The organism is Allonocardiopsis opalescens (genome assembly GCF_003002095.1).
GTDB classification, from domain to species: domain Bacteria; phylum Actinomycetota; class Actinomycetes; order Streptosporangiales; family Streptosporangiaceae; genus Allonocardiopsis; species Allonocardiopsis opalescens.
In genome coordinates, this window is the sequence record NZ_PVZC01000006.1 from 389803 (window position 1) to 415395 (window position 25593).

General features: G+C 74.6%; 20 protein-coding genes. 12 read left to right on the top strand and 8 right to left on the bottom strand.

Annotation, left to right across the window (positions count from 1 at the left end; translation table 11 throughout):
* Nucleotides 1–126 precede the first annotated feature (126 nt).
* Both CLV72_RS21295 and CLV72_RS21300 read left to right on the top strand, forming a co-directional pair.
* Complete coding sequence (locus CLV72_RS21295; protein WP_170141062.1) at nt 127–801, top strand: TetR/AcrR family transcriptional regulator; 675 nt, start codon at nt 127–129, stop codon at nt 799–801.
* A gap of 62 nt (nt 802–863) precedes the next feature.
* On the top strand, nt 864–2075 hold the full coding sequence (locus CLV72_RS21300; protein WP_106249254.1) for a cytochrome P450 family protein: 1212 nt from the start codon (nt 864–866) through the stop codon (nt 2073–2075).
* 50 nt (nt 2076–2125) lie between these two features.
* Here the strand turns inward: CLV72_RS21300 and CLV72_RS21305 are convergent, their stop codons facing one another.
* A complete protein-coding gene (locus tag CLV72_RS21305; protein WP_245930344.1) occupies nt 2126–3961 on the bottom strand; it encodes a hypothetical protein in 1836 nt (611 codons plus the stop codon).
* Nucleotides 3962–4163: 202 nt separating this feature from the next.
* On the bottom strand, nt 4164–5384 hold the full coding sequence (locus CLV72_RS21310; RefSeq protein WP_106249260.1) for an FAD-dependent monooxygenase: 1221 nt from the start codon (nt 5382–5384) through the stop codon (nt 4164–4166).
* A 214-nt stretch (nt 5385–5598) separates the two neighbouring features.
* Between CLV72_RS21310 and CLV72_RS21315 the strand changes: the two genes are divergently transcribed.
* Nucleotides 5599–6036 carry a MarR family winged helix-turn-helix transcriptional regulator gene (locus tag CLV72_RS21315; RefSeq protein ID WP_170141063.1) on the top strand — a complete coding sequence of 146 codons (438 nt, stop codon included), beginning with the start codon at nt 5599–5601 and terminating at the stop codon, nt 6034–6036.
* A 100-nt stretch (nt 6037–6136) separates the two neighbouring features.
* Here CLV72_RS21315 and CLV72_RS21320 read toward each other — a convergent pair whose 3' ends face one another.
* Nucleotides 6137–6895: an IclR family transcriptional regulator gene (locus tag CLV72_RS21320; protein WP_106249266.1), complete on the bottom strand. Its 759-nt coding sequence runs from the start codon at nt 6893–6895 to the stop codon at nt 6137–6139.
* A gap of 108 nt (nt 6896–7003) precedes the next feature.
* Between CLV72_RS21320 and CLV72_RS21325 the strand changes: the two genes are divergently transcribed.
* From CLV72_RS21325 to CLV72_RS21350, 6 genes are all read left to right on the top strand, one after another.
* Nucleotides 7004–8098, top strand: coding sequence for a cupin domain-containing protein (locus CLV72_RS21325; RefSeq protein ID WP_245930345.1), 1095 nt, complete (start codon nt 7004–7006; stop codon nt 8096–8098).
* Nucleotides 8095–8931 (top strand): fumarylacetoacetate hydrolase family protein, encoded by an 837-nt coding sequence (locus tag CLV72_RS21330; protein ID WP_106249269.1) that lies wholly within the window; start codon nt 8095–8097, stop codon nt 8929–8931. Before CLV72_RS21325 ends, CLV72_RS21330 begins: the two co-directional genes overlap by 4 nt.
* Nucleotides 8928–9668, top strand: a complete 741-nt coding sequence (locus tag CLV72_RS21335; protein WP_170141064.1) for a maleylpyruvate isomerase family mycothiol-dependent enzyme — start codon at nt 8928–8930, stop codon at nt 9666–9668. Before CLV72_RS21330 ends, CLV72_RS21335 begins: the two co-directional genes overlap by 4 nt.
* A gap of 63 nt (nt 9669–9731) precedes the next feature.
* A complete protein-coding gene (locus tag CLV72_RS21340) occupies nt 9732–11465 on the top strand; it encodes a GMC oxidoreductase (RefSeq protein WP_106249274.1) in 1734 nt (577 codons plus the stop codon).
* A gap of 158 nt (nt 11466–11623) precedes the next feature.
* Nucleotides 11624–12103 carry a winged helix-turn-helix domain-containing protein gene (locus CLV72_RS21345; RefSeq protein ID WP_106249276.1) on the top strand — a complete coding sequence of 160 codons (480 nt, stop codon included), beginning with the start codon at nt 11624–11626 and terminating at the stop codon, nt 12101–12103.
* 61 nt (nt 12104–12164) lie between these two features.
* Complete coding sequence (locus CLV72_RS21350; RefSeq protein ID WP_245930346.1) at nt 12165–12515, top strand: glyoxalase superfamily protein; 351 nt, start codon at nt 12165–12167, stop codon at nt 12513–12515.
* A 199-nt stretch (nt 12516–12714) separates the two neighbouring features.
* Here the strand turns inward: CLV72_RS21350 and CLV72_RS21355 are convergent, their stop codons facing one another.
* Nucleotides 12715–13335 (bottom strand): SRPBCC family protein, encoded by a 621-nt coding sequence (locus tag CLV72_RS21355; RefSeq protein ID WP_106249279.1) that lies wholly within the window; start codon nt 13333–13335, stop codon nt 12715–12717.
* Between the two features lie 864 nt (nt 13336–14199).
* Nucleotides 14200–15852, bottom strand: coding sequence for a serine/threonine-protein kinase (locus CLV72_RS32905; RefSeq protein ID WP_211303009.1), 1653 nt, complete (start codon nt 15850–15852; stop codon nt 14200–14202).
* A gap of 214 nt (nt 15853–16066) precedes the next feature.
* Between CLV72_RS32905 and CLV72_RS21365 the strand changes: the two genes are divergently transcribed.
* The 3 genes from CLV72_RS21365 (at nt 16067) to CLV72_RS21375 (ending at nt 20100) form a co-directional block, all read left to right on the top strand.
* On the top strand, nt 16067–16837 hold the full coding sequence (locus CLV72_RS21365) for a MerR family transcriptional regulator (RefSeq protein ID WP_106249282.1): 771 nt from the start codon (nt 16067–16069) through the stop codon (nt 16835–16837).
* A gap of 882 nt (nt 16838–17719) precedes the next feature.
* Complete coding sequence (locus CLV72_RS21370; protein WP_106249284.1) at nt 17720–19198, top strand: acyl-CoA thioester hydrolase/BAAT C-terminal domain-containing protein; 1479 nt, start codon at nt 17720–17722, stop codon at nt 19196–19198.
* Complete coding sequence (locus CLV72_RS21375; protein ID WP_106249286.1) at nt 19195–20100, top strand: hypothetical protein; 906 nt, start codon at nt 19195–19197, stop codon at nt 20098–20100. The genes CLV72_RS21370 and CLV72_RS21375 overlap by 4 nt, the downstream gene beginning before the upstream one ends.
* A gap of 520 nt (nt 20101–20620) precedes the next feature.
* Here the strand turns inward: CLV72_RS21375 and CLV72_RS21380 are convergent.
* The 3 genes from CLV72_RS21380 to CLV72_RS21390 are packed head-to-tail and all read right to left on the bottom strand — an operon-like array spanning nt 20621 to nt 25359.
* Nucleotides 20621–21124 (bottom strand): cytidine/deoxycytidylate deaminase family protein, encoded by a 504-nt coding sequence (locus CLV72_RS21380; RefSeq protein ID WP_106249289.1) that lies wholly within the window; start codon nt 21122–21124, stop codon nt 20621–20623.
* A complete protein-coding gene (locus CLV72_RS21385; RefSeq protein ID WP_106249292.1) occupies nt 21078–21767 on the bottom strand; it encodes a RibD family protein in 690 nt (229 codons plus the stop codon). Before CLV72_RS21385 ends, CLV72_RS21380 begins: the two co-directional genes overlap by 47 nt.
* Nucleotides 21673–25359 carry an AfsR/SARP family transcriptional regulator gene (locus tag CLV72_RS21390; protein WP_106249294.1) on the bottom strand — a complete coding sequence of 1229 codons (3687 nt, stop codon included), beginning with the start codon at nt 25357–25359 and terminating at the stop codon, nt 21673–21675. The genes CLV72_RS21385 and CLV72_RS21390 overlap by 95 nt, the downstream gene beginning before the upstream one ends.
* Nucleotides 25360–25593: the final 234 nt, after the last annotated feature.

Genomic DNA, 25593 nt, shown 5'->3' on the forward strand with positions numbered 1-25593 from the left:
TCACCAAGTTCCGGTCGGCGCCGGGTCATGGCGCGGTAAGGCCGCGGCGCGGCGTTCCGGGTGGCGGCGCAGGTCGGCGGGGTGCGACGGCTGGACCGGTGGGCACCGGTGCCGCATGATGCGGGGGTGGACGCGAACGATCACAGCAGCTCCGGCACTCCCGGGCCCGGCCGCGGCGGCTCGCTGGTCCGCCCGCCGCGCCAGGAGCGCAGCCGCCAGTCGCTGCTGCGGCTGGTGCGCGCGGCCGAGCGCGTGCTGGACGAGTACGGCGTGGAGGGCCTGACCATGGCGTCGGTCGCCGCCGCCGCCGGGGTCTCCGTCGGCGGGATCTACCGCCGGTTCGCCGACAAGCGGGAGTTGCTGCGCGCGGTCCAGGACGACCGGCTGTGCACCCTGGAGGAGGAGCTGGTCGCCTCGATGCGCGCGGCCGAGCCGAGGCTCGAGGCCGTGGTGGCGGCGCTGGTGCGCCCGGCCGGCGACTGGCTGCGGCGGCACGCGGGCTCCGTCGGCTCCTTCTACCAGGCCGACCTGGCCGACCCCGACATGCGCCGCCGCACCGAGGAGAGCTACGCGCGGCTGCGCGGCGCCTTCCGGGACGGCCTGCTGGCCGACCGCGGGCGGATCGCGCACTCCGATCCGGAGCAGGCCGTCAGGATCGCCTTCGCGCTGGCCGCGAGCGCGCTGGTGCAGCGCTCCAAGGTCGGGGCGCTGCCGGCGCCCGACGACTCCTTGGACTGGGACCGGCTCTGCGAGGGGGTGGCGCACGCCTGCGTCAGCTACCTGCTCACCCCGCCCCCTTGACGGCGCGGAGCGGCGGGCGCATGCTGGATGCGAATCTATATTCGCATCTTAGGAGCCCTCCGATGACGTCGTCACAGGACACCGTCGACCTGTTCGACGCGGCATTCATCCGCGATCCCTACTCCGCGTTCCGCAAGGTCAAGGGCGAGGGATCGGTCTTTCCGTCCCGGATGGAGGGCGTCGGCACGGTCTGGGTGGTGGCCGGGTACGCCGAGGCGCGCGCCGCGCTCACCGATCCGCGCCTGGCCAAGGACGCCCGGCACGCCCGGGGCTCCTTTCGGGACTTGGAGGACCCCGCCGGCCAGGAGGACCCCGAGTTCGTGATGGGCCGGCACATGCTCAGCACCGACCCGCCCGACCACACCCGGCTGCGCAAGATCGTCAGCACCGCCTTCACCCCGCGCAGAGTCGAGGCGCTGCGGCCCAGGATCGAGCAGATCAGCCGCGAGCTGCTGGACGCCCTCGACGGCCGCGACACCGCCGACCTGCTCGGCGCCTACGCCTTCCCGCTGCCCATCACGGTGATCTGCGAGCTGCTCGGCGTGCCCGACGGCGAGCGCGACTCCTTCCGCACCTGGTCCAACGACATCGTCTCCGACGCCGACTTCGAGCGCTCCCGCGCGTCGGTGCGGGCCATCCTCGACTACTTCGGGGACCTGGTGGCGGTCAAGCGGAAGCGGCCGGGCGACGACCTGATCAGCGCGCTGATCACGGCGACGGACGAGGGCGACCGGCTCAGCGAGCGCGAGCTGCTGTCCACGCTCTTCCTGCTGCTGATCGCCGGGCACGAGACGACGGTGAACCTGATCGGCAACGGCATGCTGGCCCTGCTCGGCCACCCCGACCAGCTGGCCGCGCTCCGCGCCGACCTGGAGCTGGTGCCGCAGGCCGTGGAGGAGTTCCTGCGCTTCGACGGGCCGGTGAACCTGGCGACGGCGCGCTTCACCACCGAGGAGGTCGAGCTGGCCGGCGCGCGGATCCCGGCCAACACGATGGTGCTGGTGGCGCTCTCGGCCGCCGACCACGACGACCGGCAGTTCGACGACGCCGGCCGCCTCGACATCACCCGCAGGCCCGGCGGCCACCTCGCCTTCGGCCACGGCATCCACTACTGCCTGGGCGCGCCGCTGGCCCGGCTGGAGGGACAGATCGCGATCCGCGACCTGCTGACCCGCTTCCCCGGACTCGCCCTCGACGCCTCGCACGCCGACCTGGAGTGGCAGTTCAGCACCCTGATCCGCGGCCTGAAGCGGCTGCCGGTGCGGCTGCGCTGAGCCCGCCCGCCGCGGCCCGGCGCGCCCTACGGGGCGGCCGGGCCGCGCCGTCACTTGCTCAGCAGGTCGCGGACGTTCACCACCAGCAGCAGCACCACGGCGAGGAAGAGCGGGATCAGCAGCGCGACCCGCCAGTTCAGCATGAACGCGAAGACCACCCCGGCCAGCACCCCGGCGATGACGGCGAGGGTGGCCAGCGCGGTGAGGAAGCCGAGCAGCTTGCCGCGGGCGATCGCCTCGATGGCGGCGAAGGCCAGCACCACCCCGGCCAGGGTGGCCAGCGGCGTCGGCCCCGGCACCGCCAGGATGACCGCGAAGGCGAGGATGAGCAGCGGGGTGCTGAGCGCGGCCCAGATCCGCAGGAAGCGGGTGTAGCGCTGGTGGCCGACGGCATAGGGGACGTGCGGCGCCTTCAGGTGCGCCTGGGGCTCGCCGGCCGGCACGCCGCCGGGCACCGCCTCCAGCGCGGCGAGGTGCACGGCGCGCTCCTCGGCCAGGCCGGCGCGGTGCTCGTAGACGGCGGCCAGCGCCCGCTCGGCCGCGTCGACCTCGGCGCGCAGCTCGCGGCCGCGCTCGCGGGTGTGCGGATAGCGCTCCAGCGAGGCGGCCAGCGCCGACAGCCGGCGCACCTCCTCGCGCTTGCCGGCGATCTCCTTGTCGGCCTCGGCGACCTCCTGCTCCAGCCGCTCGACCTGGTTGGCCAGCGTGCGGCGGTCGGCGGCGGGGTCGGGCGCCACCTTCTGCAGCCCGGTCCAGCCCAGCGGGTCGCGCCAGGCGAAGCGGACCCGGCCGTCGCGCTCGTAGCGCGGCCCGGTGGGCGCCCGCTCACCGTCGAGCCAGTCGCGGGTGTCGCGGCCCCACAGGCCGCGGAAGCCCACCACCCACGGGGTGCTGTCGTCGATGACCACCGGGTGCCACGGGCGGTCGCCGCCGGGGCCGACGCGGCGGCCGTCGCCGCGCGCGTAGTCGACGAACGGGATGCCGATGCCGCGCCGCCCCGCGCCGGCGCGGCGGGTCCACGGGAACAGTCTCTCCTTGAGCCGCCGGCTGAAGGCGATCGCGCCGCGCAGCGAGGCGGGGTCGACCGCGATCAGGTAGTCGCCGGGCAGCACCTGCCCGGAGTGGGAGCCGGCGCCGACGAAGACCACGGGGTGCTCGCCCTCGCGGTGCAGATCGGGATCGTCCCAGCGGCGGCGGAGGTCGTCGCCGGTGTACTCGTGGGAGGAGATGCCCACCCACGCGGGCCGCGGCTCGCCGTCCTCGGCGGTGGCCAGGTAGACGGTGACCATCTCCCAGTCGGCCTCGTGGTCGTTGACCCCGCCGAAGGTGGAGCGCCAGTCGTTCATCGCGTAGAAGAACCAGTACTGGAGGACCACGTAGCCGCCGTCGCGGCTCACCCGGCCGTAGTAGGTGCAGTGCCCCTCGTCGAGCCGTTCGCGGTAGCGGGTGGCGGCGGCCGCGGCCAGGCCCACCGGCACCTTGCCGCGCACCAGCAGCGAGATGCGCATCAGCACGTCGAGCACGCGGGTCATCAGGCCCACCGCGGCCAGCCGCCCGGTGCGGGCGATCATCGAGGTGGCCCGCCACTGCTGGGCCTCCTCGCGCAGTGTCGCCTTCTGCACGAAGCGCAGGTGCAGCCGGGTGCCGGGCCACTCGCCGCGTGCGCCGGCCAGCCGGTCGAGGGTGAGCTGTCCGGCCGGGACGACCTCTTCCTCGCCGCGGCCCGCGGTGTCGCGCCACAGGCTGCACTGCCGCACGTAGCCGTCGACGTCGGTGGGGAAGAAGCGCTCGCCCCTGGTGTAGGCGAGCACCGGCTCGAAGCGGCGGAGCAGCCACAGCTCCTCGCTCTCGGCCTCGGCCACCTCTGCCGACTGTCCCGGCCACACGGGAGTCGCCTTCCGGTAACCCACGGTGACGTCCGATTCCGACACGTGCTCCCCCGGTCTCGCTGATCCACGCCGGCCGGGCACCAGCCTAGATCAGCACCCGCGCCGGAACGGATCCGAGCGTATCGGTGCGCAACGGGCGCCGGGGACGCGTCGCGCCCGACCGGCGGCCGGGCGGCTCGGCCGGCCGCCGCGGCGGGGGTCAGCCGACTCCGGCGACCGCCGCGATCGGGGCCGGCATCGGCGGGCCGGCCTCGTGCGGCTCGGTGCCGTAGAGCCATTCGACGTAGCGGTGGTCGTGGACGTCGCGGGAGCGGAAGAGTTCGTCGCGCATCAGCATGGAGACGCCGTCGACGTGCCACATGTCGCCCCACAGCCGCGCGGTGCGCTGCAGCCGCGCGGTGCGCGGGGCGCGGACGTCCTGGTAGGCGCGGAGCGCGGCCGGGATGCCGTCGTCGCCGCCGCGGAGCGCGCCGGCCAGGCAGACGGCGTCCTCCAGTGCCTGGCACGCGCCCTGCGCGAGATACTGGAGCATCGGGTGGGCGGCGTCGCCGAGCAGGGCGATGCGGCCGTCGGTCCAGGTGCTGATGGGCTCGCGGTCCTCCATCGCCCAGCGGCGGTCGCGCCACAGGGTGGTCAGGCCCTCGCGGATGTGCGGAACGGCGGAGGCGAACGCGGCGTCGAGTTCCTCGGGGGTGCCCCACTCCGCCTCGCCGGCGGCGTAGCCCGGGCTGCGGAAGACCGCGACCTGGTTGTAGAGGGTGCCGGAGCGCAGCGGATAGTGCACGTAGTGGATGCCGGGGCCGATCCACAGCACGACGTCGGTGGGGTGGAGGTGGTCGTGGGCCTGCTCGGCCGGGATGGTGCCCCGGTAGGCGACGTAGCCGGAGCCGACGGGCTCATCGGCGCTGAACCGGCGCCGGATCTGCGAGCGCACGCCGTCGGCGGCGACCACGGCGGCGCCGCGGCGGGTGGAGCCGTCGGCGAGGGTGACCTGGCCGGCCTCGTCGAGATTGTCGACGCCGGTGACGTGGGCGCTGGTGTGCAGTTCGACGCCGGCCCGGCGGCAGGCTTCCAGCAGGATGCCGAGGAGGTCGCCGCGGTGCACGACCACGTAGGGTCCGCCGTAGCGCTTCTCGAAGTCGGCGTCCAGCGGCAGCGAGGTCAGCTCCTCGCCGCTGACGGCGCTCCGGAACACGAGTCTTCGCGGCTGCACGCCGGCGGATATGACCTCGTCCAGGACGCCGAGGTGTTCGAGCAGGCGGGTGGCGTTGGGCGCCAGCTGCAGCCCGGCGCCGATCTCGCCGAACTCCGCGGCCCGCTCCAGCACGCGTGCGCGCCGTCCGGTCCTGGTCAGCGCCAGGGCGGTGGCGAGCCCCCCGATCCCGCCGCCTACGATCAGGATCTCGTCAGCCGAGGTCATAACGCCGTCCCCTTCCGATATGGGCGGGAGGCCCGATTTGAGACAGAGATCCACTTTGTATACGTAAGATCCCTGAGGTGAGGATGCTACGAGAGTGACACCTGACCGTCAACCGGTCCAGACGGGGCAATAGGGACAGAAGTGTCACCGGGTACGGCTAGTGTTCGGCCCGGGACAGAAAGGCTGGCGTGCAGTGATGCGTGACGTACCGACCATGACCGAGCGAGACGAGTGGCTCGACCTCGACAACGCCCCCGGGCACCTGATCCGGCGGGTGCAGCAGCTCCACAACCTGCTCTGGAGCCTGCACGTCTCCAGTACCCACACTCCTGTGCAGTTCGCCACACTCAACGCGCTGTCGAGATCGGGCCCGATGGACCAGGTCACCCTGGCGGCCCGCGTGCACACCGACCCCTCGACCACCACCGAGCTGGTCAACCGCATGTACGTCCAGGGCCTGATCGAGCGCACCCGCAGCACCACCGACGGCCGCCGCAAGGTGCTCTCGCTCACCGAGCAGGGCCGCGAGATCCTGCGCGAGCTGCTGCCCAAGGTGCGCCGGCTCCAGCCCCTGCTGGAGCGCTCCCTGTCCGCCGACGAGAGCGAGCAGCTGCACGGCCTGCTGCGCAAGCTGCTCGAAGGGCGCGCCTGAGCCCTCCGCCCCGTCCCCTCCCTCGCCCATGCCGGTCGGCGCCCCCCGCCGCCGACCGGTGCCGCCCCCGCCCTCCCCGTCCCGCCCCGGGCGCGCGCCGTCAGGAAGCCGGCGGCTCCGCCCGCAGCGGGCCCAGTGCCGCCAGCAGCCGCTCGGCCAGCTCGCCGCCCCGTCCCCGCGGGCAGCGCACCGTCGGCGCCGCCACGGCGACGGCCGCCACCGGGCGGCCGCCCGGATCGCGCAGGCAGGCCCCCACCGCGGTGACCCCGCGCTCGCTCTCGCCGGTGTTGACGGCGTAGCCGCGGCGGCGCACCCGGGCCAGTTCGGCGGTCAGCCGCGACAGGTCCACCGAGGGGGCGGTGAAGCCGCCGCCCTGCGGATACAGGGCCCGCAGCTGCTCGGTGGTCCGCTCGGCCAGCAGCGCCTTGCCGCCCGAGGTGATGTGCGCGGGCAGCACCATCCCCACCCGCGAGCCCACCCGCAGCACGTGCCCGGCCTCCACGCAGTCGATGAAGCGGACGCCGTTGCCCTCCAGCCGCATCAGGTGCACCGTCTCGCCGGTCTCGCGCCCCAGTTCGGCCAGGGCCGGCCGCACCAGCGCGCGCAGGTCGGGCCGGGACGGGGCCGCGGCGCCCGGCCCGCTCAGCGCCGGGCCCGGCCGGTAGGCGCGGTCGACGTCCTGGCCGGCGAAGCCCTGCTCGCGCAGGGTGGCGAGCAGGCGGTGCGCGGTGGAGCGCGCCACCCCCAGCTCACGCGCGGCCTCGGCCACCCGCAGCCGGCCGCGCTCGCGCAGCAGCACCAGCAGCCGCAGCGCGTTCTCGACCGAGCCGAGCCGCCCGGCGCCCGCCGTGTCCCTCATAGCGGAATCCTACGCCGCCCCCTTCACCCGGCACCGCGCCATGGACCAGGCTCGGAGGCGGTCCCGCCCCCCGAGGACCAACGACGCCTGACGCGAGGAGGCACGACCGTGGCGAGCGGCGAAGCGCCCCAGCCCGTGGACGACCCGGAGCTGGAGCGGCTGTACAAGGACTTCGACACCGCCGGACTGCTGCCGCTGTGGACGCAGCGGGCGGACCTGATGCCGACCGTCCCGGCGCCGCGCGCGCTGCCGCACGTGTGGCACTGGCGCGACATCCACCCGCTGGCCGTGCGCTCGGGTGAGCTGGTGCCGGTCGGCCGCGGCGGCGAGCGGCGGGCCATCGCGCTCGCCAACCCCGGCCTGCCCGGCCTGCCCTACACCACCCCGACGCTGTGGACCGCGGTGCAGTACCTCGGCCCCAGGGAGGTCGCGCCCGCGCACCGCCACGCCCAGGGCGCGTTCCGGTTCATCCTGGAGGGCGAGGGCGTGTGGACGCTGGTCAACGGCGACCCGGTGGCGATGCACCGCGGTGACCTGCTGCTCACCCCCGGCTATGCCTGGCACGAGCACCACAACACCGCCGACGCGCCGATGGTGTGGCTGGACGGCCTCGACATCCCGCTGGTGGCCCAGCTCGACGCCGGGTTCTTCGAGTTCGGCCCGGACGAGATCAGCGACCGGTCCACTCCCGAGCGCTCCCGCGCCGAGCGGCTCTGGGGCCACCCCGGGCTGCGCCCGCTGGCGGCCACCGGGCGGCAGGACCCGCCCAACTCCCCGCTGGCCGCCTACCGCTGGGCGCACACCGACGCCGCGCTCACCGCGCAGTTGGAGCTGGAGGACGAGGGCCACGCCGCCACCGTCGAGCCCGGCCACGCCGGGATCCGGTTCACCAACCCCGCGACCGGCCGCGACGCGCTGCCCACTCTGCGCACCGAGATGCACCGGCTGCGCCCCGGCGCCGCCACCGCCCGGCGCCGCACCGTCGGCTCGCAGGTCTGGCAGGTGTTCACCGGCACCGGCTCCGTCGAGCTGGCCGACCGGCGCTTCGAGGTCGGCCCCGGCGACCTCGTGGCGGTGCCGTCGTGGTGCCCGCTACGCTGGCACGCCGACACCGGCCTCGACCTGTTCACCTTCAACGACGCGCAGGTCTACGAGGGCCTGAACCTGGCCCGTACCGCCACCGACGAGGAGGGCACCGCGTGAGGCTCGCCACCATCCGAACCCCGGACGGCACCAGCGCGGCGCGCGTCTCGGCCGACGGCTCGACCCTGGTCGAGCTGCCCGCCGCCGACGTCGGCGCCGTGCTGGCCCGGCCGGACTGGCCCGCGTGGGCCGCCGCCCAGGGCGGGCGCGAGCACGACGCGGCCACCGCCGACCACGCCCCGCTGGTGCCCAGGCCCGAGAAGATCATCTGCGTCGGGCTGAACTACCGGGCGCACATCCTGGAGATGGGCCGGGAGCTGCCTGACTTCCCGACCCTGTTCGCCAAGTACGCCCCGGCCCTGATCGGCGCCGAGGACGACATCGAGCTGCCCGCGGTGTCGGAGGCGGTCGACTGGGAGGCCGAGCTGGCGGTCGTGGTCGGCCGGCCGGTGGAGCGGGCCGACCCCGCGGCCGCCGCGGCGGCGATCGGCGGCTACACCGTGCTGAACGACGTCACCGCACGCGACTGGCAGTACCGCACCAAGCAGTGGCTCCAGGGCAAGACCTTCGCCCGCACCACCCCGCTCGGCCCCTACCTGGTCACCCCCGACGACCCCGCGGTCGACCCGGCCGGCCACACCATCACCAGCGAGGTGAACGGCGTCGAGAAGCAGCGGTCGACAACCGGCGACCTGCTGTTCGACCCGGTGCGCCTGGTGTCCTACATCTCGGCGATCCTGCCGCTGTCGCCCGGCGACGTGATCGCCACCGGCACGCCCGGCGGCGTCGGCCACGCCCGCAGCCCCCGCGAGTACCTGGCCGACGGCGACACCCTGGTCACCCGGATCGAGGGCATCGGCGAGTGCCGCAACCCGTGCCGGGCCGCGAAGTGAGCGCGCCCGGGCCCGAGGCGGTGGCCGACTGGCTGCACCGCGGCACCCTGCTGTTCCGGCGGCTCACCGACACCGTCCCGGCGCACGCCCTGGCCGAGCCCTCGCTGCTGCCCGGCTGGACCCGCGCCCACGTCGTCGCGCACGTCGCCCGCAATGCCGACGCGCTGGTGAACCTGCTGACCTGGGCGCGCACCGGGGTGGAGACCCTTATGTACCCCAGCAGGGAGCGGCGCGACGCCGATATCGAGGCGGGCGCCGCCTGGCCGGCCGACCGGCTGCGGCCCGACCTGCACGCCGCCTGCGAGCGCTTCGCCGAGGCGGTGCGCACGATGCCCGCCGACCGCTGGTCCTACACAGTCACCAGCGCGCAGGGCCGGCCCATCCCGGCGCGCGAGGCGCCGTGGATGCGGGTGCGTGAGCTGTGGATCCACGCCGTCGACCTCGACAGCGGCATCGGCTTCGCCGAGCTGCCCGCCGACCTGGTCGACGCACTGCTCACCGACGTCGCGGCCAAGCTGGGCTCGGCGCCCGGCGCCGTGCCGGTGCGGCTGGCCGCCACGGACCGCGAGGGCGTGTGGTCGCTGGGCCCTGATGCCGGTGCCGCCGCCGTCCCCGCCGTGCACGGCTCGGCCGCCGAGCTGCTGGGCTGGCTGGCCGGCCGGACCCAGGGCAAGGAGCTGCTGGTCCTGGGCGACGGTGGCGCGGGCTCGCTGCCGCCGCTGCCCCGCTGGCTGTAGCCCGGGGCGGCGGATTCCGGCGGACGGCTGGCGCGGCGGTGCGCAGGGCGGCACCATCGGGTCATGGGCGCCGCATCCACTCCCCCAGCCCCCGACCGCTTCGACTACGACGTGCTGGTGATCGGCTCGGGCTTCGGCGGCTCGGTGTCGGCGCTGCGGCTGACCGAGAAGGGCTACCGGGTCGGCGTGCTGGAGGCCGGGCGGCGCTTCACCCCCGACGAGCTGCCGAAGACCTCCTGGCGGCTGGCGCGCTTCCTGTGGGCGCCGGCGCTGGGCCTGTTCGGCATCCAGCGGGTGCACCTGCTGCGCAATGTGGTGGTGCTGGCGGGCGCGGGCGTCGGCGGCGGCTCGCTGAACTACGCCAACACGCTGTACGAACCGCTCGACCCCTTCTTCGCCGACCCCCAGTGGCGGCACATCACCGACTGGAAGGCGGAGCTGGCGCCCTACTACGACCAGGCCAAGCGGATGCTCGGCGTCACGCTGAACCCGTCCACCACCCCCGCCGACGTGCAGATGCGCCGGGTCGCCGAGGAGATGGGGGTGGGCGGGAGCTTCCACCTCGCGCCCGTCGGCGTCTACTTCGGCGAGCCGGGCCGCGAGGTGCCCGACCCCTACTTCGGCGGTGCCGGGCCGCGGCGCAGCGGCTGCCTGGAGTGCGGGGAGTGCATGACGGGCTGCCGGCACGGCGCCAAGAACGCGCTGACCGAGAACTACCTGTACCTGGCCGAGCGCGCGGGCGCCCGGGTGCACCCGATGACCACGGCCGTGCGGGTGCAGCCGCGCCGCGGCGGCGGCTACCTGGTGCGCACCGCGCGCACCGGCTCGGGGCGGCGGCGCACCTTCGCCGCCCGCCAGGTGGTGTTCGCGGCCGGCACGATGGGCACGCAGCGGCTGCTGCACCGGATGGCCGGCGAGCGGCGGCTGCCCCGGCTCTCCCGTCGGCTCGGCCACCTGACCAGGACGAACTCCGAGGCGCTGCTGGGCGCGATGGCGACGCGCTTTCCCGGCGAGTACGACTTCACCCGGGGCGTGGCCATCACCTCGTCCTTCCACCCCGACCCCGTCACCCACGTCGAGCCGGTCCGCTACGGCAAGGGCTCGAACCTGATGGGCCTGGTCAAGACCCTGCTGGTCGACGGCGGCGGCCGGGTGCCGCGCTGGGCGCTGCTGCTGCGCGAACTGGCCCGCGAGTGGCGCCGGCTGCCGACGCTGCTGTCGGTGCGCCGCTTCTCGGAGCGCTCGGTGATCGCCCTGGTCATGCAGGCCCGCGACAACTCGATCACGGTGTTCCGCAAGCGGGGCCTCTTCGGGTACCGCCTCAGCTCCCGGCAGGGCCACGGCGAGCCGAATCCGTCGTGGATTCCGGCCGGGAACGAGGCGGTGCGGCGGCTGGCCCGCAATATCGGCGGTGTCGCGGGCGGCAACTGGGGCGAGGTGTTCGGCATGCCGATGACCGCGCACTTCCTCGGCGGCTGCGTCATCGGCGACTCCCCGGAGACGGGCGTGGTCGACCCCTACCACCGGGTGTACGGCCACCCGGGCCTGCACGTGGTCGACGGGTCCGCGGTCTCGGCCAACCTCGGGGTGAACCCCTCGCTGACGATCACCGCGCAGGCCGAGCGCGCGATGGCCCTGTGGCCCAACCGCGGCGAGCCCGACCCGCGCCCGCCCCTGGGCGAGCCGTACCGGCGGCTGCCGCCGGTACCACCGGCCGCCCCGGCCGTCCCAGAGCATGCGCCCGGGGCGCTGCGCCTGCCCGTCATCCCGGTCCCGCCGGTGCCGCCGCGGCCGTGACCTGCGCCGGCGCGGGGGCGGGCGCGGTCGGGCCGGGTGTGCCGGGGCAGCTCGGGCGGAGTGGCCTGAGCCATATAACCAACTAATTTAGTTAATTTAATAGGAAATGCAGGTCATGATGGCTGAGAGCACTGTCCCCCACCCCTCAGGAGGCCGAGATGCCATCGCGCGCGACCGCCGCACCGCTCGCCGTACCCGGCCTCACCGAGCCCCTGGTCGGCGTCATCCCGATCGATGACGGCGACCGCCTGATGGTGGTGGTGGGCCGCATCGTGGAGCGCACCGGCCGCCGGGCTCCGGCCGAGCCGCGACACCCGCGGCCGCACGACCCCCTGGTCGTCGACCGCGACTCCCACCGCGCCTGGCTCGACGGCGACCTGCTCGACCTCACGCACCGCGAGTTCGAACTCCTCGCCCACCTGCACGAGACCCAGGGCCGCGCCTGGAGCCGCCGCCAACTCATCGCGCGGCTGTGGGGCGGCGACCCCGCCGCGGGGAGCCGCACCGTCGACGTGCACGTCCACCGGCTCCGCCGCAAGCTGCGCCACCACGCCGCCCGGCTGGTCACGGTCCGCGGCGTCGGCTACCGCTTCGAGCCCGGGCCTCCCGCGCCGCCGTCGCCCGAGCCGCCCGCCTAGCGGCGCCCGCCGCCGCGTGCCGACGGCAGCGCTGTCGCCCGTGGCTGCGATGCTGGCCGGCATGGACGACACCGAGGACATGCGCGAAGAGGCCATCCCGATCCTGCGGGTGGCGGACGCCGCCGCCGCGACCGCCTGGTACGCGCGCCTGGGCTTCACCAAGCAGTGGGAGCACCGCTTCGAACCCGCGCTGCCCGCCTTCGTCGAGGTGGCCCGCGGTCCGGTGCGGCTCTTCCTGTCCGAGCACACCGGCGACGCCCGCCCCGACACCCTGGTCTACCTGCGCGTCCGCGATGTCGACACCATCGCCGCCGACTTCGGCGCCGAGGTGTCCGAGGCACCGTGGGCCCGCGAGATCGAACTCCGCGACCCTGACGGCAACCGGTTGCGCATCGGCACCCCGACCGAGTGAGCCTTGGCCGGTCCGGCGGATCGGACCGGTGCGCGGCTGAGCGCGCACGCGGTGGCCCGGTGCTCGCGGCGGCTCCGGCCGCGCGCCCCTGGCGGCATCCGGCTGAACTGCCGAGCCGGAGCGGAGGCACCGTCTCCGACCCGTCTGAACGCGCACTGCCGCAGCCCTTTGGGCGCCACGGCGGGAAGGCGGCACCGGATCAGCCCTGTTCGGCTCCGGTGTAGAAGGCGGCCGTGTGCTCCGAGACGCGGCGCGCCGCCTCCGGATCCGCCCCGGACGCGATGTGCGCCTCGGCCCATGCCGCGGCGGTGCGGCGGATGAACTCGGTGCCGTCCGGCGTCGCGTTGACCTCCTCCATCCCGGCGGGCGTGCCGCGCGGATCGTCGGCCAGGTGCAGCGCGAGCGCCAGCAGGGAGCCGTCCCAGCCGACCCCGGTGGCGCTGGGCCCGTAGGTGCGCCAGTGCTCGTTGTCGGGCACCAGGTGCTCCAGCCTGAGCACCGCCCGGCCGCCCTCCTCGCTCAGGGTCAGCTCGACGCGGCTGGTGTCGCCGCCGTACTCCCAGGTGATCCGGAGCAGATTCGGGGCCGCGCAGCGCTCGATGGTGCCGCTGGTGGCACTGGCGTCCAACCGGTACCGCCCGCCCTCGCGCAGCTCGCCGCTCACCGCGTCGAACCAGCGCGGCAGCCGCTCGGCGTTGGTGCAGGCGTCCCAGAGGTCCTCGACGCTCGTGTCGTAGGTCCGGGTCAGGATCACCGCCTTCGACGCGCCGCCGTCCACCACCTCGCGGCGGGCCCGCCCGATCTGGTCGAGGATGTCCATCGCCGTACCTCCGTCGTGGTCCTGCGCTCCCGCTCGCGGCGCGAGCGGTCCTCGGCAGGTGCGGCGGACGCACCGCCTCCGAACGCGCACACGGCACTGTATTCGTCCACACTTATATTAGTCAATGCACATCAGCCCAGGTAAAGTACTTAGAGGCCCGCTGCACGCCGCAGCAGGACGGCGATTCCGCGCCTTCCCCGGGCCATCGAAGCGGCGCCCCACCGCGCGAGCCGCGCCAGGACGGCCAAGGTCTGCGATGCGGACGTAACGACGGCCGCCCGATACCGCACGAGCCGCACAGGGCCGGCGAGTCGCCACCGGTATCCGGACGCGCCGTACCGGCTACCCGCAGCGCACCGGTGAAAGCCCATGATCCGCAAGCGCCATCGGCCGCCCCGATCCGTCAGACCGCCCGCCGCCCGCCATCAGCCGCCGGCGGCGCACCCCGGCGAACCGGAACGCGAACCGACTCCCCCCACCCCGCCGCGCAGCCCCACGCCGAACGCCGCCCGCCCCCGCCACACCCAAACCCCACCCACCCACACCCCCGCCCTCCCTGGGGGGACGACCCCGAAACCAGCATCTCGCGGTTCACGCCGCCCTGACCAGGGGCTACCGCCGGTTGTGGATAACTTCGACCGACCGCCCGCGCCTGTGGACAGCGCGAAGCCGCCGACCGCCGACCCGCGTTACCGTCCCGGCATGGACACCACCAGCTCTACCACCGGCGTCCGCCCGCGGGCGGGCTCGCCGACCGCTCCGGGCGCCGATCACGGGCGGCACGCGTTCACCGCCGCCGCGCGCGTGCGATCGGACCGATGCCGGCCCGGCGTGCTCGGGCGCCGGGCCGGACGGCGCGAGCCGTCAGCCGGACGCCTGCGGGTCGGTGTCGTCGCCCTGGTCGGGCGGGTCGTCGGGCGGGTCGACCGGCTCGGTGCCCGGGTCGGTGGGCGTCTCGGTGGTCTGCTCGCCGTCGTCGGGCTCGCTGGTCTCGTCGTCGGGCTCATCGGTGTCGGCGGGCTGCGACGGGGCGCCGCTGCTCTGCCAGCCCGGCGACTGGCCGGTCCAGCCGGAGTCGGTGGGCCCCGGTTCGACCCAGCCCTGCCCGGGTTCCGACTCGGTGTCGGTCGGGTCGGTCTCCGGCTCCGGGGTGCCGACGGACTGCTCGACGGGGTCGGGCGTCTCGTTGGCCACCCGGTCGCCGCGCGCCTCGCCGCCGAACAGGCCGGGCAGGATGAGCCAGCCCGCGATGCCCAGCACCGCCAGCACCGCGACGACGCCCGCGATCGGCACGGCCGGGTGCAGCCCGTGCGTCCATTTCGGCAGCCACGGCCGCTGCGGCCCGCCAGGGCCGCCCGGGCCACCGGGCCCGCTGGGGCCGGACCGGTCCGGGCCACCGGGACCGCCCGCGCCGGCGGCGCCCGCAACGGCCGGCGGGCCCACCGCCGTGGCCGGGGCGCCCGGGGCGGTGACGTCCGTGCCCGCGATCCTGGCGGCCTTCATCGTGGCGGCGTCGGGGGCGGCCTGCGCGGCCGTCTCGTCGAGGCCGGGGGCGGCTGCGCCGACCGCGCCCACCGGCAGGGTCGGCGGCGCGTCGGAGGCGTCCGCACGCGTGTGCGCGGGCGGCACCACGAAGGGGGCCAGCACGGTGGAGGCGTCGGCCACCCGGGAGGATGCGTCGGCCAGTGTCTCGTCCACCGGGCGGCCGGCCACCGCAGGGTCGTTTCCGAGCAGCATCGACAGCAGTTCGCCGCTGGTGGGCCGCTTGTCGGGATCCTTGTTCAGGGAGGCCGCCACGATCTCGCGCAGCGGCCCTTCCAGGCCGTCCAGCCGCGGCGGTTCGTGCAGCACCTGCTGGATGACCGTGACGATCGTCTCGCCGGGGAACGGAGCGGTGCCGGTGGCGGCGAAGGCCATCACGCCGCCCCAGGCGAAGACGTCGACCGCGGTGCCGACCACGGCGCCCCTGATCTGCTCCGGCGCCATGTAGGCGGGGGTGCCGAGCACGGAGCCGGTCTGAGTGGCGGTCTCCTCCAGCGAGCGGGCGATGCCGAAGTCGATGACGCGGGGCCCGTCGGGGCCCAGCAGCACGTTGGCGGGCTTGAAGTCGCGGTGCACCACCCCGGCCTGGTGGATGGCGACCAGCGCCGTCGCGGTGGCGACCGCGAGGCGGTCCAGCGCGGCTCCGGTGCGCGGCCCCTCGGTGAGCACCGCCTCGCGCAGTGACGGACCGGGCACGTACTCGCTGACCACGTAGGGCGGTACCGCGTCGAGGTCGGCGTCGAGGACGGCTGCCGTGCAGAACGGCGCCACCTTGCGGGCGGCGTCGACCTCCTTCTCGAAGCGGCGCAGCAGCCGCTGGTCGGTGGCGAGGCCCGCCCCTAGCACCTTGACGGCGGCCTGCCCGCCGCCGGGCCGCTCGGCGAGGTAGACGACCCCCTGGGCGCCATGGCCCAATCGGCCGACCAGCCGGTACGCGCCGACCTCGGTCGGGTCGTTCGGCAACAGGTCCTGCATCGCCCCCTCCTCGCGGGTCCGTGCGCACGGGCTCCGCGATGATTATCGCGCGGCCGGTACCCGACAAGATATGCGCGCCGACGCGGGCGCCGCTGCGCCCAGGCTTCCCGAGCCGGTCCCGCCTAACCGGCTTGACCCTGACGTAAGGTCAGGCCGCACCCTGGACCAGCGACAACAGGGGCCCGAACGGTCGGGTGCCGGCGGCGGGAGAGCCATGGATCACTCGGTCGGCGAGGTCGCCGCGTTCGCGGGGGTGACCGTGCGGACGCTGCACCACTACGACCGGATCGGCCTGCTGAGGCCGACCGGGCGCAGCGGCGCCGGCTACCGGCGGTACGGCGAGTGCGACCTCGAACGGCTGCAGCAGATCCTCTTCTACCGCGAGCTGGGCTTCTCCCTGGACGACATCGGCACCATCCTCGACGACCCGTCGACCGACTCCGCGGCGCATCTGCGCCGCCAGCACCGGCTGCTGAACGAGCGGATCGGCCGCCTGCGGGGCATGGTCGCCGCGGTGGAACGCGCTTTGGAGGCGATGACCATGGGAAACGCGCTCACTCCCCAGGAGCGTTTCGAGCTGTTCGGCGACTACCTCGCCGACGACTACGCCAAGGAGGCCGAGGAGCGGTGGGGCGGCACCGCCGAGTGGGACGAGTCCCAGCGCAAGACGGCCGCGTACACCAAGGACGACTGGCGGCGGCTCAAGGCCGAGGGCGCCGACGTGGAACGGCGGCTGGCCGAGGCCATGCGGGACGGCGCCGAACCGAGCAGCACCCGGGCGATGGACCTGGCCGAAGAGCATCGCTCGCACATCACCCGCTGGTTCTACACCTGCGACACAGCCATCCACCGGGGCCTGACGGCGATGTACGCCGAGGACCCGAGGTTCCGCGCCTACTACGACGGGGCCGCGCCCGGCCTCGCGGAGTACGTGCGCGACGCGGCGGCCGCCAACGCCGACCGCGTCGAGGCGGCCGAGGGCTGAGGGTCCTGAAGGGTTCGGCCGTCAGACCGGAGGCTCGGCACAGGCAAGGCGCCCGCCGGGGACGGGACCGCGCAGGCGCGCGGTGGCCGACTCACACCGCAGGACGGCACGGACGGCGGTCGCCCGGCACCCGAGCCGCCCATGGCGGAGCCGCCGGTACCGGACCCGGGTTCCGACGCACGACAGGGCCGGCGGCGGCCGCCACCTACGGCCATGCACGACCGGGCTGACAGTGCCCGTGGCAGCATCCGCCGGCCGGCTCAGGTGCCCTCCGACCAGGCTCGGCACGGCACCGCCCGACAGGCGGCCCGCACCGGGCGCGGAGTGAGTCGTCGGAACAGCCGAGCCGGAGTAGTCGGATTCGACCTCTAGCCCGGTGGCCGCTTCCTCTCTCTCCTGACCGGTTTCCCTTCCTTTCGGCCAGGGGCCCTTGCACGTGGAAATGGTAGACGTTTCACATAATTCCCCCGTAGACATTCCCCCGCCCTCCCTGGGGGGCTCCCCGAGAACAATTCTGCTGCTTCAGCGTGCGCCGGGCGAGGTGCGGACGGGGGTTGTGGATAAGTCGCCGGGGCGGCCCCGGGCTGTGGACGGCGGGCTTGACGGGGGCGGCCCGTTGCGGTGGTCTGCGGAGGCGGCCTCGCGCGAAGCTGCCATCGGCCTCGGGCGGACTCGGCGTCGGCCCCGTGCGGGCTCGGGGTCGACTTCGTACGGAGTCGGCGTCGGGCCTGCATGGGCTCGCCGTCGACTCCATGCGGACTCGGCGTCGGCCCGGCACGGCTCGCCCTCGGCCCCACGCAGACTTGCCCTCGGCACCGTGCTGCCGTACGAACATGAAGGTGCCCGCGCGCGCCGCGGGTGCGGAAAGGCAAGGTGATCCCCATGTCCGCGCCAGCGGCGCTCGGCCGTTCCGGGCCGGTCGGCCGGGCGGCGGCGCCGGGTGTGCTCGCGGTGCTCGCCGTGCTGGCGGTGCTCGCGGGGCTGGCCGGCTGCTCCTCGGCGCCGGTCGGCGTCGGGCGGCCGGTCATCGAGCTGGGGCCCGACCGGCGCCTGATCGACGAGCCCGCCGCCATCAGCGTGTCCGGCCTGCGGCCCGGCGCGGAGGTGACGCTCTGGGCCCGGCTGACCGACGGCGGCGGCCGGGCGTGGACCTCGTGGGGCACCTTCACCGCCGACGGGGGCGGTCGCGTCGACCCGGCCGCCCAGGCCCCCGCCTCCGGCTCCTACTCGGGCGTCGACCCCACCGGGCTGCTCTGGTCGATGCGGCTGGGCGACGGTGTCTCGGCCGACCCGCCGCAGGTACGGGTGGCCGCCGCCGAGCTGCCGATGACGATCGGCGTCGACAGCGGCGGCTCCACGCTGGCCACCGCCGAGCTGACCCGGCTCCAGTACGACCCCGGCGTCCGGGTCCAGCCCGTCGACGGCACCGCGGGCGGCCTGGTCGGCGACCTCTACCTGCCGCCGGGCGACGGCCCGCACCCGGGTGTGCTGCTGCTCGGCGGCTCGGAGGGCGGCCGCCCGCAGCCCGGCGTCGGCCGCCTGCTGGCCAGCCACGGCTACGCCGTGCTCGGCCTCGCCTACTTCGGCCAGGGCGGGCTGCCCGCCTCGCTGTCGGAGGTGCCGCTCGAGTACGGCCTGGGCGCGGTCGACTGGCTGCTGGACCGGCCCGAGGTGTCCGGCGACCGGATCGGCGTGATCGGCGCATCCAAGGGCGGCGAGCACGCCCTGCTGCTCGGCGCCCACTCCCCCGAGGTCGGCGCCGTGGTCTCCGTCGTCGGCTCCGGCGTCGCCTGGCCGGGCATCCCCGGCTTCGCGCCGAGCCAGAACACCGCCCAGACGCCCGCCGAGTCGGCCTCCTGGACCCTGGACGGCGCCGACGTGCCGTACCTGACCGGCGGCTTCGCCGGTTACGGCGCCGCCGAGACCGCCGCGGCGCTGCGCGGCCGCCCGATCGACCTGCACGGCACCTACCAGGGCACCCTCGACGGGGCCGACGCCGCCGCCATCGACGCCGCCGCCATCCCGGTCGAGCGGGTCGACGGCCCCGTGCTGCTGCTCTCGGCCACCGGCGACGCCGTCTGGCCGTCGGAGCGGCTGCACGACATCGCCATGGACCGGCTGACCGAGGCGGGCAACCCGCACGGCGCCCGGCACGAGGTCTACGAGGACGCCGGCCACTACATCAGTGGGGTGCCGAACCTGCCGACCACCTACTACGGCGCGCTTCCCTTCGTGCCCGGCGTCGCCTGGCTGGCCACCGGCGGCGAGCCCGGTGCCACGGCGGCGGCCACCTCAGCCGCCTTCACCAGCGCCCTCGAGCTGTTCGACGCCGAACTGCGGCCGGACGGGACACCCGCATGACGGCCGGGAACGGCGCCCCGGCACCTGCCGGGCGGCCCGGCGGCGGCCGCGGGACCTCCGGACGGATACTGGCGCTCGCCGCCGCCTGGGGGATCGCCGGCGCGGCGATCGTCGGCCTGGACCTGCTGGTCGTCGGGTACCCGCCCCCGGTCGACGCGGCCGAGTGGATCGCGGTGGCCGTCAACGGCACCGGGCTGGCCGTCGCCTCCGGCCTCGCGGTGCTGTGCTGGCTGGGCCACCGGCTGTGGCTGGCCGCACTGGTCCCGGCCGCGGTGCTGCTGGCGGCCACCATCGCCGAGCTGGCCGAGCCGCGCACCCGGGTGGTCATCCACGGCGAGCGGCTGACGATCGGCGACCCGTGGCTGGGGGCGGTCGCGGCGAGCTGGCCGGTCCTGCTGCTGGCCACCACCCTGACCGCGCTGTACCAGGCGCGGCTGGCCCGCCGCCCGCTGCCGCCGCTGTACGGATCAGGCGCCGCGCCGCCACCGGAGCGGCCCCGCTGGAGACGGGCCCTGGTACTGGCGGCGGCCGGCGGGGCCGCCGCGGGGGTGCTGGTGCCGCTCGCACTGCCGCTGGCACGGGTCCCGGCCGCCGTCGTGGTGTGGGGCGCCGTCGGCTACGCGGCAGCCTTCGCGATCGCCGTCCTGCTCGCGGTGCGCCCCGCGCTAGCGGCGCCCTCGGCGGTCCTCCTGGGCGCCGCCCTGCTCGCCTCGATGGACGCCCGCGCCCTCACCCTCGGCGAGCCCGCCACCGTCTTCCTGGCGCTGTGGCCCGCCTACCTGGCCCTGGCCCTGCTCACCGCCCTGGCCGAGTGGGCGGTGCGCGCCATCGTCCGCGCCGTCCGCCGCAGGCGCCCGCCCGCCCCGCCCACCGAGACGGGCGACCGTGAACATGTGGTGTGAACATGTGGAAGGCGGTCACACAGAGGTGTGACCGCCTTCCCGACGCACCCCAGGGAGACCAATCCAGGGGTTGCTTACCGTATCCCAATGGGTACGTTATGTAAATATCCGCAGTTCAGAGGGGGTGGCCACCATTAGGCGGCCACCCCGACAGCTCAGACGACGTCGACCCACCTCTGCAGCGCGGCCGAGTCCTGCACATCGCCTCCCGCCAAGGCGACTACGGCGAATGCCGCCACCACCATCACGCCGGCCAGGACGAGGTGAGCCGATGAATCAAGAACGATTTTCATCGATGCCTTGAATCCAAACTGTGAGCAAGGTTTCCAGAATGTCCGGAAACGGTCAGCACTTCAGGACGCGACGAACAATATCACCCACGCGGCGAGATCGCGAATGTGCCGATTGCCCGAATTTTTGAACGGACAAAGTATGACAATGTTCAAGCAGCTCAGCGCGGTATGACCATAAATGATCAGAACGACACGGAGATGTACGATCCACGTCGCATTCAATCCGTTCAGAACAGATGCGCGTTGACACTCCGCACAGCAGCGGCGAATTCCGGCATTTCGACGACCTCGACCCCGGCCGCCCGCAGCTCTTCCACCCCGTGGCAGTCGACGAACAGCTCCGGCTCCCGCCAGGCGATCACCACCCTGGGCGCTCCGGCCCGCAGGATCAGCCGCGTACAGGTCACCGGCCGCGACGCACGCCGGCTGCACGGCTCCAGCGTGCTGTACACGGTCGCGGTGGCCAGCGCCGGATCACCGGCCCGCACCCGGCGCAGCGCGACCTCCTCGGCGTGGTCGTGCGGCTCCTCCTCGCGCGAGTACCCGCGCGCCAGTTCGGTGCCGTCGTCGGCCACGACCACGGCGCCCACGGAGAAGGCCGTCTCCGACCGCGGGCACTCCCCGGCCAGCGCGACCGCGAGAGCGAGCCAGTGGGCGTCCGCGCCCGGGGAACCCGGGCGGCGCTCAGCCACCGGTGCCCCCGCCGAGCCGGTAGACCAGCAGCACCACATCACCGATCCGGCGCACCTCGGCCAGCTCCATCCGGTGGTCGCCGCCGTGCGGGAAGGCACCGGGGTGCACGAACCTGGGCGCGTCGGCCGCCCCGACGAACAGCGGGGCCACCACCAGGTGCAGCTCGTCCACCAGTCCGGCGGTGAGGAACTGGGTGTGCACCCGGCCGCCGCCCTCGACCATGAGCCGGCGCACCCCGCGCCGGGCCAGGTCGGCCAGCAGCTCCGGCAGCGCCACGGCAGGGCCGAGGTCCACCACGGAGGCGCGCCCGGCCAGCGCCGAGCGCAGCCCGGAAGCCGCCCGTGACGCGGTGTAGACGAGCTTGACGCCCTCACCGGCGGTGAAGAACCTGCTGCCGGGGTCGAGACCGCCCCGGGAGGTGAGGGTCACCTTGGCGGGCTGCGCCGGTTCGCCCCGCTCCACGCGCCGCCGCACCCTCTCGGCCGAGCGCACCAGCAGGCGCGGGTCGTCCCGCCGGACGGTGGCGGCGCCGACCAGGATGGCGTCGCTGCCGGCGCGTACTTCGTCGACGCGGTCGAGGTCGGCCTCATTGGACAGGATCAGCCGGCGGTCGGCGCAGTCGTCGATATATCCGTCGACTGAGACCGCGGAGCTGAGCAGTACGTGAGGGCGCCGGCTCATGCGCGCCGCCCCCGGCACTGAGCAGCCGCTCCAGGACCGCGACCAGCGAGTCGCCGTCCTCGCAGGCCGCCAGGGCGGTGAACTCGGCGTCCGGCATCCACGAGCGCAAGCCTACGTCGACGCCCATCCGCCGGTGGACGGCGCGTGCCACCCCGCCGCTCGCGGGGACCGGAATCACCCGCTTGCCGAGGGCGAGCGCGGTGTCGACCTCCTGCTGGGTTCCGACGCCGCCGCCGAGGACGACGACGTAGTCGGCGTCGCGGACCACGTCGGCGTGGCCGAGGGTGCCCAGGCCGCCGCGCCGCTGCGCGCGCGTCGCGGCCTCGCCCATGTGCGCCACGATCTCCAGCGCGATCCCGACAGGGCCGTGGACGAGGTGGACGGCGCGGCCGGCCAGGTGGCCGCCGAGCGCCCGCGCGCAGGAGTCCAGCATCGCGTCATCGCTGCCGGTGACCCTGCTGCCGCAGATCGCCAGGGTGACCATGCGCGGAACGTCCGACCGCACCGCCGCCCCGGCCGGCAGCACGCTGTCGAGCATGATCCGCACCGGCTCGGCGTCGGGCACGCCCAGCCGCATCAGGATGGTCAGCGCCCGCTGCCAGGTGTCGGCCGCCTCCGCGCCGCGGTCCATCAGCAGCAGCACGTGGCCGAGTCCGCTCAGCGCGTTGCCCTGGTCGAGCAGGGCGTGGGCCCGCCGCGCCTCCCCTGCCGCCCGCCGGTAGTGGATCTCGCTCTCGCGGTACTCCCCCCGGGCCCGGTGCACCTCGGCGATGCCGATCGCCGCCTTTGCCCGGTCCGCCGGGCGGCCCGACCGGCGGCTCATCTCCTCGGCCTCGCGCATCAGGCTCATCGCGATGTCGGGGGCGTCCAGCCGCAGGTGGCTGCGCCCGATGTCGGCCAGGATCTCCGCGGTCGGGGACTGGCCCAGCCCGTTCAGCACGGTGAGGCCGCGCTGGTAGAGCTCCAGCGCCCTGCGGTGCCGCTGCTTGTACGCCTCGATCAGGCCCAGGTCGTGCAGGGCCGCCGCTTGGATCAGCGGCAGCTCGTTCTCCTGCGCCAGCCTCAGCGCTTCCTCGCAGAGGTCGCCGGCCTGCCGGTGCATGCCGAACAGGAAGTACGCGCCCGCGTGCCCGAGCATCGACGAGCCCTTCCGGAACGGCGTGCGCAGCGTCCGGGAGATGGCGTGCGCCTCCTCGAACTGCGAGATGGCGCCCCGGTAGTCGTCCATGCAGCGCAGGCTGAGCGCGCTGTGTGCCAGGGCGTCGGCCATGCCGAGCCGGTAATCGGTCTCGCGGGCGGCGGAGAGCGCCTGCTGCGAACTGACCAGCGCGTCGGGATAGCGGGCCGCCCTGAAGTGGACCAGCCCGATCTCGTCGTGGGCGTCGGCTTCACAGCGCAGATCACCCTGCATCCGTGCCAACTCCAGCCCCATCTCGGCGTTGAGCAGCGCGTCGTCCAGCCGCCCGGCACGGCGGTGCGCCCTGGCCAGGTCCACCACCGCACCGGCCAGGCCGCTGTCGTCGCCCAACTCGTCGCAGGCGGTGGCGGCCGACTCGAACATGTGCGCCGCCACGTCGGGCTGGCCGTAGACGTAGAGCAGGTACGACAGCAGGGCGGGCAGCCGTGCCAGGTGCCGCGGCCGCTCCCACTCGTCCGCGCACTCCATGGACGCGACCAGCGCGCCCTGCTCGGCCTCGAACCAGCGCCGCACCGCGTGCGGGCCGTCGAATCCGGGCACCTCGGTGCTCGGGCGTGCCGGTTCGGCCCCCTCCCAGGCGTCCGGATTGATCACCCGGTCGGCCGCCTCGGCCGCCTCGCGGTAGTGCGCGAGCATCCGGTCGACGGCGGCGTCGCGGTCCGGTGCGGCCAGATCGCTCAGCGCCAGGGCGCGGGCGTGCTGGCCGACCAGGTCGTGGAAGCGGTAGCGCCGCTGCCCGGCCTCCTCCAGCAGGTGCTCGTCGAGCAGCCGCTCCAGCAGCCGCTCGGTGTCGGACACGGGGCGGCCGACCAGGGCGGCGCCCGCGTACAGGCCGAACTCGGCCGAGGGGTGCAGACCGAGCCGGACGAAGGCGTCGCGGGCGGGGGTGGGCAGCGCGCGCAGCGACATGTCGAAGGCGGCCGCCAGCGACTGGTCGCCGTCGTGGATCTCGGCGAGCCGGTTGCGGGTGGCGGCCAGCCGCCTGGCCAGGTCGGCGGCGGTCCAGCCCTGGCGGTTGCGGAGTCGGTGCGCCATCATCCGCACGGCGAACGGAAGCCGGCTGAGTAATCGCACCACCTCGCCGACGCCCTCCTCGGACGGCGACAGTTCGGCGATCTGCGCGAAGAGCGCGGCCGCCTCCTCGGGCGGTGGATCGTCCAGCTTCAGCGAGCGGGCGCCGTCCACCCCGAACAGCCGGTTGCGGCTGGTGACCAGTACGGCGCAGCCGTTGCCGGTCGGCAGCAGTCGGCGCACCTGCTCGGCGCCCGCCACGTCGTCCAGGACCAGCAGCAGCCGCCGGTCGGCGACCCGCTCGCGCCAGGCCGCCGCGCGGGCGTCGAGTCCCGAGGGGATGCCCTGCGCCGGCATCCCGGTCATGCGCAGCAGCTCACCGAGCGCCGTCTGCGCGTCCAGCGCCGGCCGGCCCTGGTTGTAGGCGCGCAGGTCGAGGTAGAGCCGCAGGTCGGGGAAGTGCTCGGCGGCGGCGTGGGCGGCCTGGAGCGCCAGCGCGCTCTTGCCGATGCCGCTCATGCCGTGCACGGTCCAGATCACCGTGGGCTCGCTCGCGGTGCGCGGCAGCACGCCGAGCAGCGCCGCCAGTTCGCGGGCGCGGCCGGTGAAGTCGCGGACGGCCGGTGGCAGGGTGCTGATCGCCGCCGCGTCCGCGGCGACGCGGCTCAAGCCGTCGGGCGAGGCCTGCGGCACGGCGATGTCGTGCCGCAGCATGCGCTCGTACAGCTCCCGGGTCTGCCGCTGCGGATCGACGCCGCGCGTGTCGCGCAGGCGCAGCCGCAGCCCGTGGTAGAGGTCGAGCGCCTCGCTGGTGCGGCCGCAGTTGTACAGCACGAGCATGCAGACCCGCACCACGTCCTCGTCGTCGGGCTTCTCCTGCTCCAGTTCGCGCACCTCGCCGAGCACCTCGGCGGACCGGCCGAGCCGGATCGCCGCCTCGGCCCGGCGGAGCACCGCGTGCGCGTGCTCGTCGCGCAGGGTGACGCGGGTGGCGCTGGCCCACTCCCCCGCCACCCCGGCCAGCGGCTCGCCGCCCCACAGCGCCAGCGCCTCGGTCCACAGCGCGACCGCGCCCTCGTCGTCGCCGTTCCGCGCCGCGGCCTGCGCCCGGCCGCACAGCCGGCGGAAGCGCAGCACGTCCACCGACTCCTGGTCGACGGCCAGGGAGTAGCTGCCGTCGATCTCGCGCAGGTCCAGGCGGCCGGCGGAGAAGTCGCGCATGCGGTTGCGGATCCGGGAGACCTCCGACCACACGGTGCCCCGCTTCGGCGGATTGTCCGATCCCCATACGCGGTCGATCAGCGTCTCCCGCGGCACGGCGCGCCCGCCGGCGAGGACGAGCGCCGCGATGACGCCCTTCCCCGCACGCCGCTCGACGCGCATCGTGCGGCCGTCAGAGTGGACCGCGACCCGCCCAAGCAAAGTGATATACACGGCGCCCTCCACCGCGATTTGTCATCGCCTGCGGGTCTTCCCGCAGGAAGGCGGGAAAACCCGGGCGCGGGTGGAAGTTTTCACGGCCGGGGCGTGTATTCGTGTTATCTTTTCCGCGATCATCGCATTGGCACTGCGGTGAACTGGGAAGATGAGAAAGCTTCCTGGTGGGGGCGCACGGGC

Coding starts and splice junctions, on each gene's coding strand:
- CLV72_RS21370 (WP_106249284.1), top strand. CDS start 17,720: ATGTCCGCGCCAGCGGCGCTCGGCCGTTCCGGGCCGGTCGGCCGGGCG.
- CLV72_RS21355 (WP_106249279.1), bottom strand. CDS start 13,335: ATGGACATCCTCGACCAGATCGGGCGGGCCCGCCGCGAGGTGGTGGAC.
- CLV72_RS21345 (WP_106249276.1), top strand. CDS start 11,624: ATGCCATCGCGCGCGACCGCCGCACCGCTCGCCGTACCCGGCCTCACC.
- CLV72_RS21385 (WP_106249292.1), bottom strand. CDS start 21,767: ATGAGCCGGCGCCCTCACGTACTGCTCAGCTCCGCGGTCTCAGTCGAC.
- CLV72_RS21350 (WP_245930346.1), top strand. CDS start 12,165: ATGGACGACACCGAGGACATGCGCGAAGAGGCCATCCCGATCCTGCGG.
- CLV72_RS21320 (WP_106249266.1), bottom strand. CDS start 6,895: ATGAGGGACACGGCGGGCGCCGGGCGGCTCGGCTCGGTCGAGAACGCG.
- CLV72_RS21340 (WP_106249274.1), top strand. CDS start 9,732: ATGGGCGCCGCATCCACTCCCCCAGCCCCCGACCGCTTCGACTACGAC.
- CLV72_RS21390 (WP_106249294.1), bottom strand. CDS start 25,359: ATGCGCGTCGAGCGGCGTGCGGGGAAGGGCGTCATCGCGGCGCTCGTC.
- CLV72_RS21375 (WP_106249286.1), top strand. CDS start 19,195: ATGACGGCCGGGAACGGCGCCCCGGCACCTGCCGGGCGGCCCGGCGGC.
- CLV72_RS21300 (WP_106249254.1), top strand. CDS start 864: ATGACGTCGTCACAGGACACCGTCGACCTGTTCGACGCGGCATTCATC.
- CLV72_RS21315 (WP_170141063.1), top strand. CDS start 5,599: ATGACCGAGCGAGACGAGTGGCTCGACCTCGACAACGCCCCCGGGCAC.
- CLV72_RS32905 (WP_211303009.1), bottom strand. CDS start 15,852: ATGCAGGACCTGTTGCCGAACGACCCGACCGAGGTCGGCGCGTACCGG.
- CLV72_RS21310 (WP_106249260.1), bottom strand. CDS start 5,384: ATGACCTCGGCTGACGAGATCCTGATCGTAGGCGGCGGGATCGGGGGG.
- CLV72_RS21380 (WP_106249289.1), bottom strand. CDS start 21,124: ATGTGGTGCTGCTGGTCTACCGGCTCGGCGGGGGCACCGGTGGCTGAG.
- CLV72_RS21365 (WP_106249282.1), top strand. CDS start 16,067: ATGGATCACTCGGTCGGCGAGGTCGCCGCGTTCGCGGGGGTGACCGTG.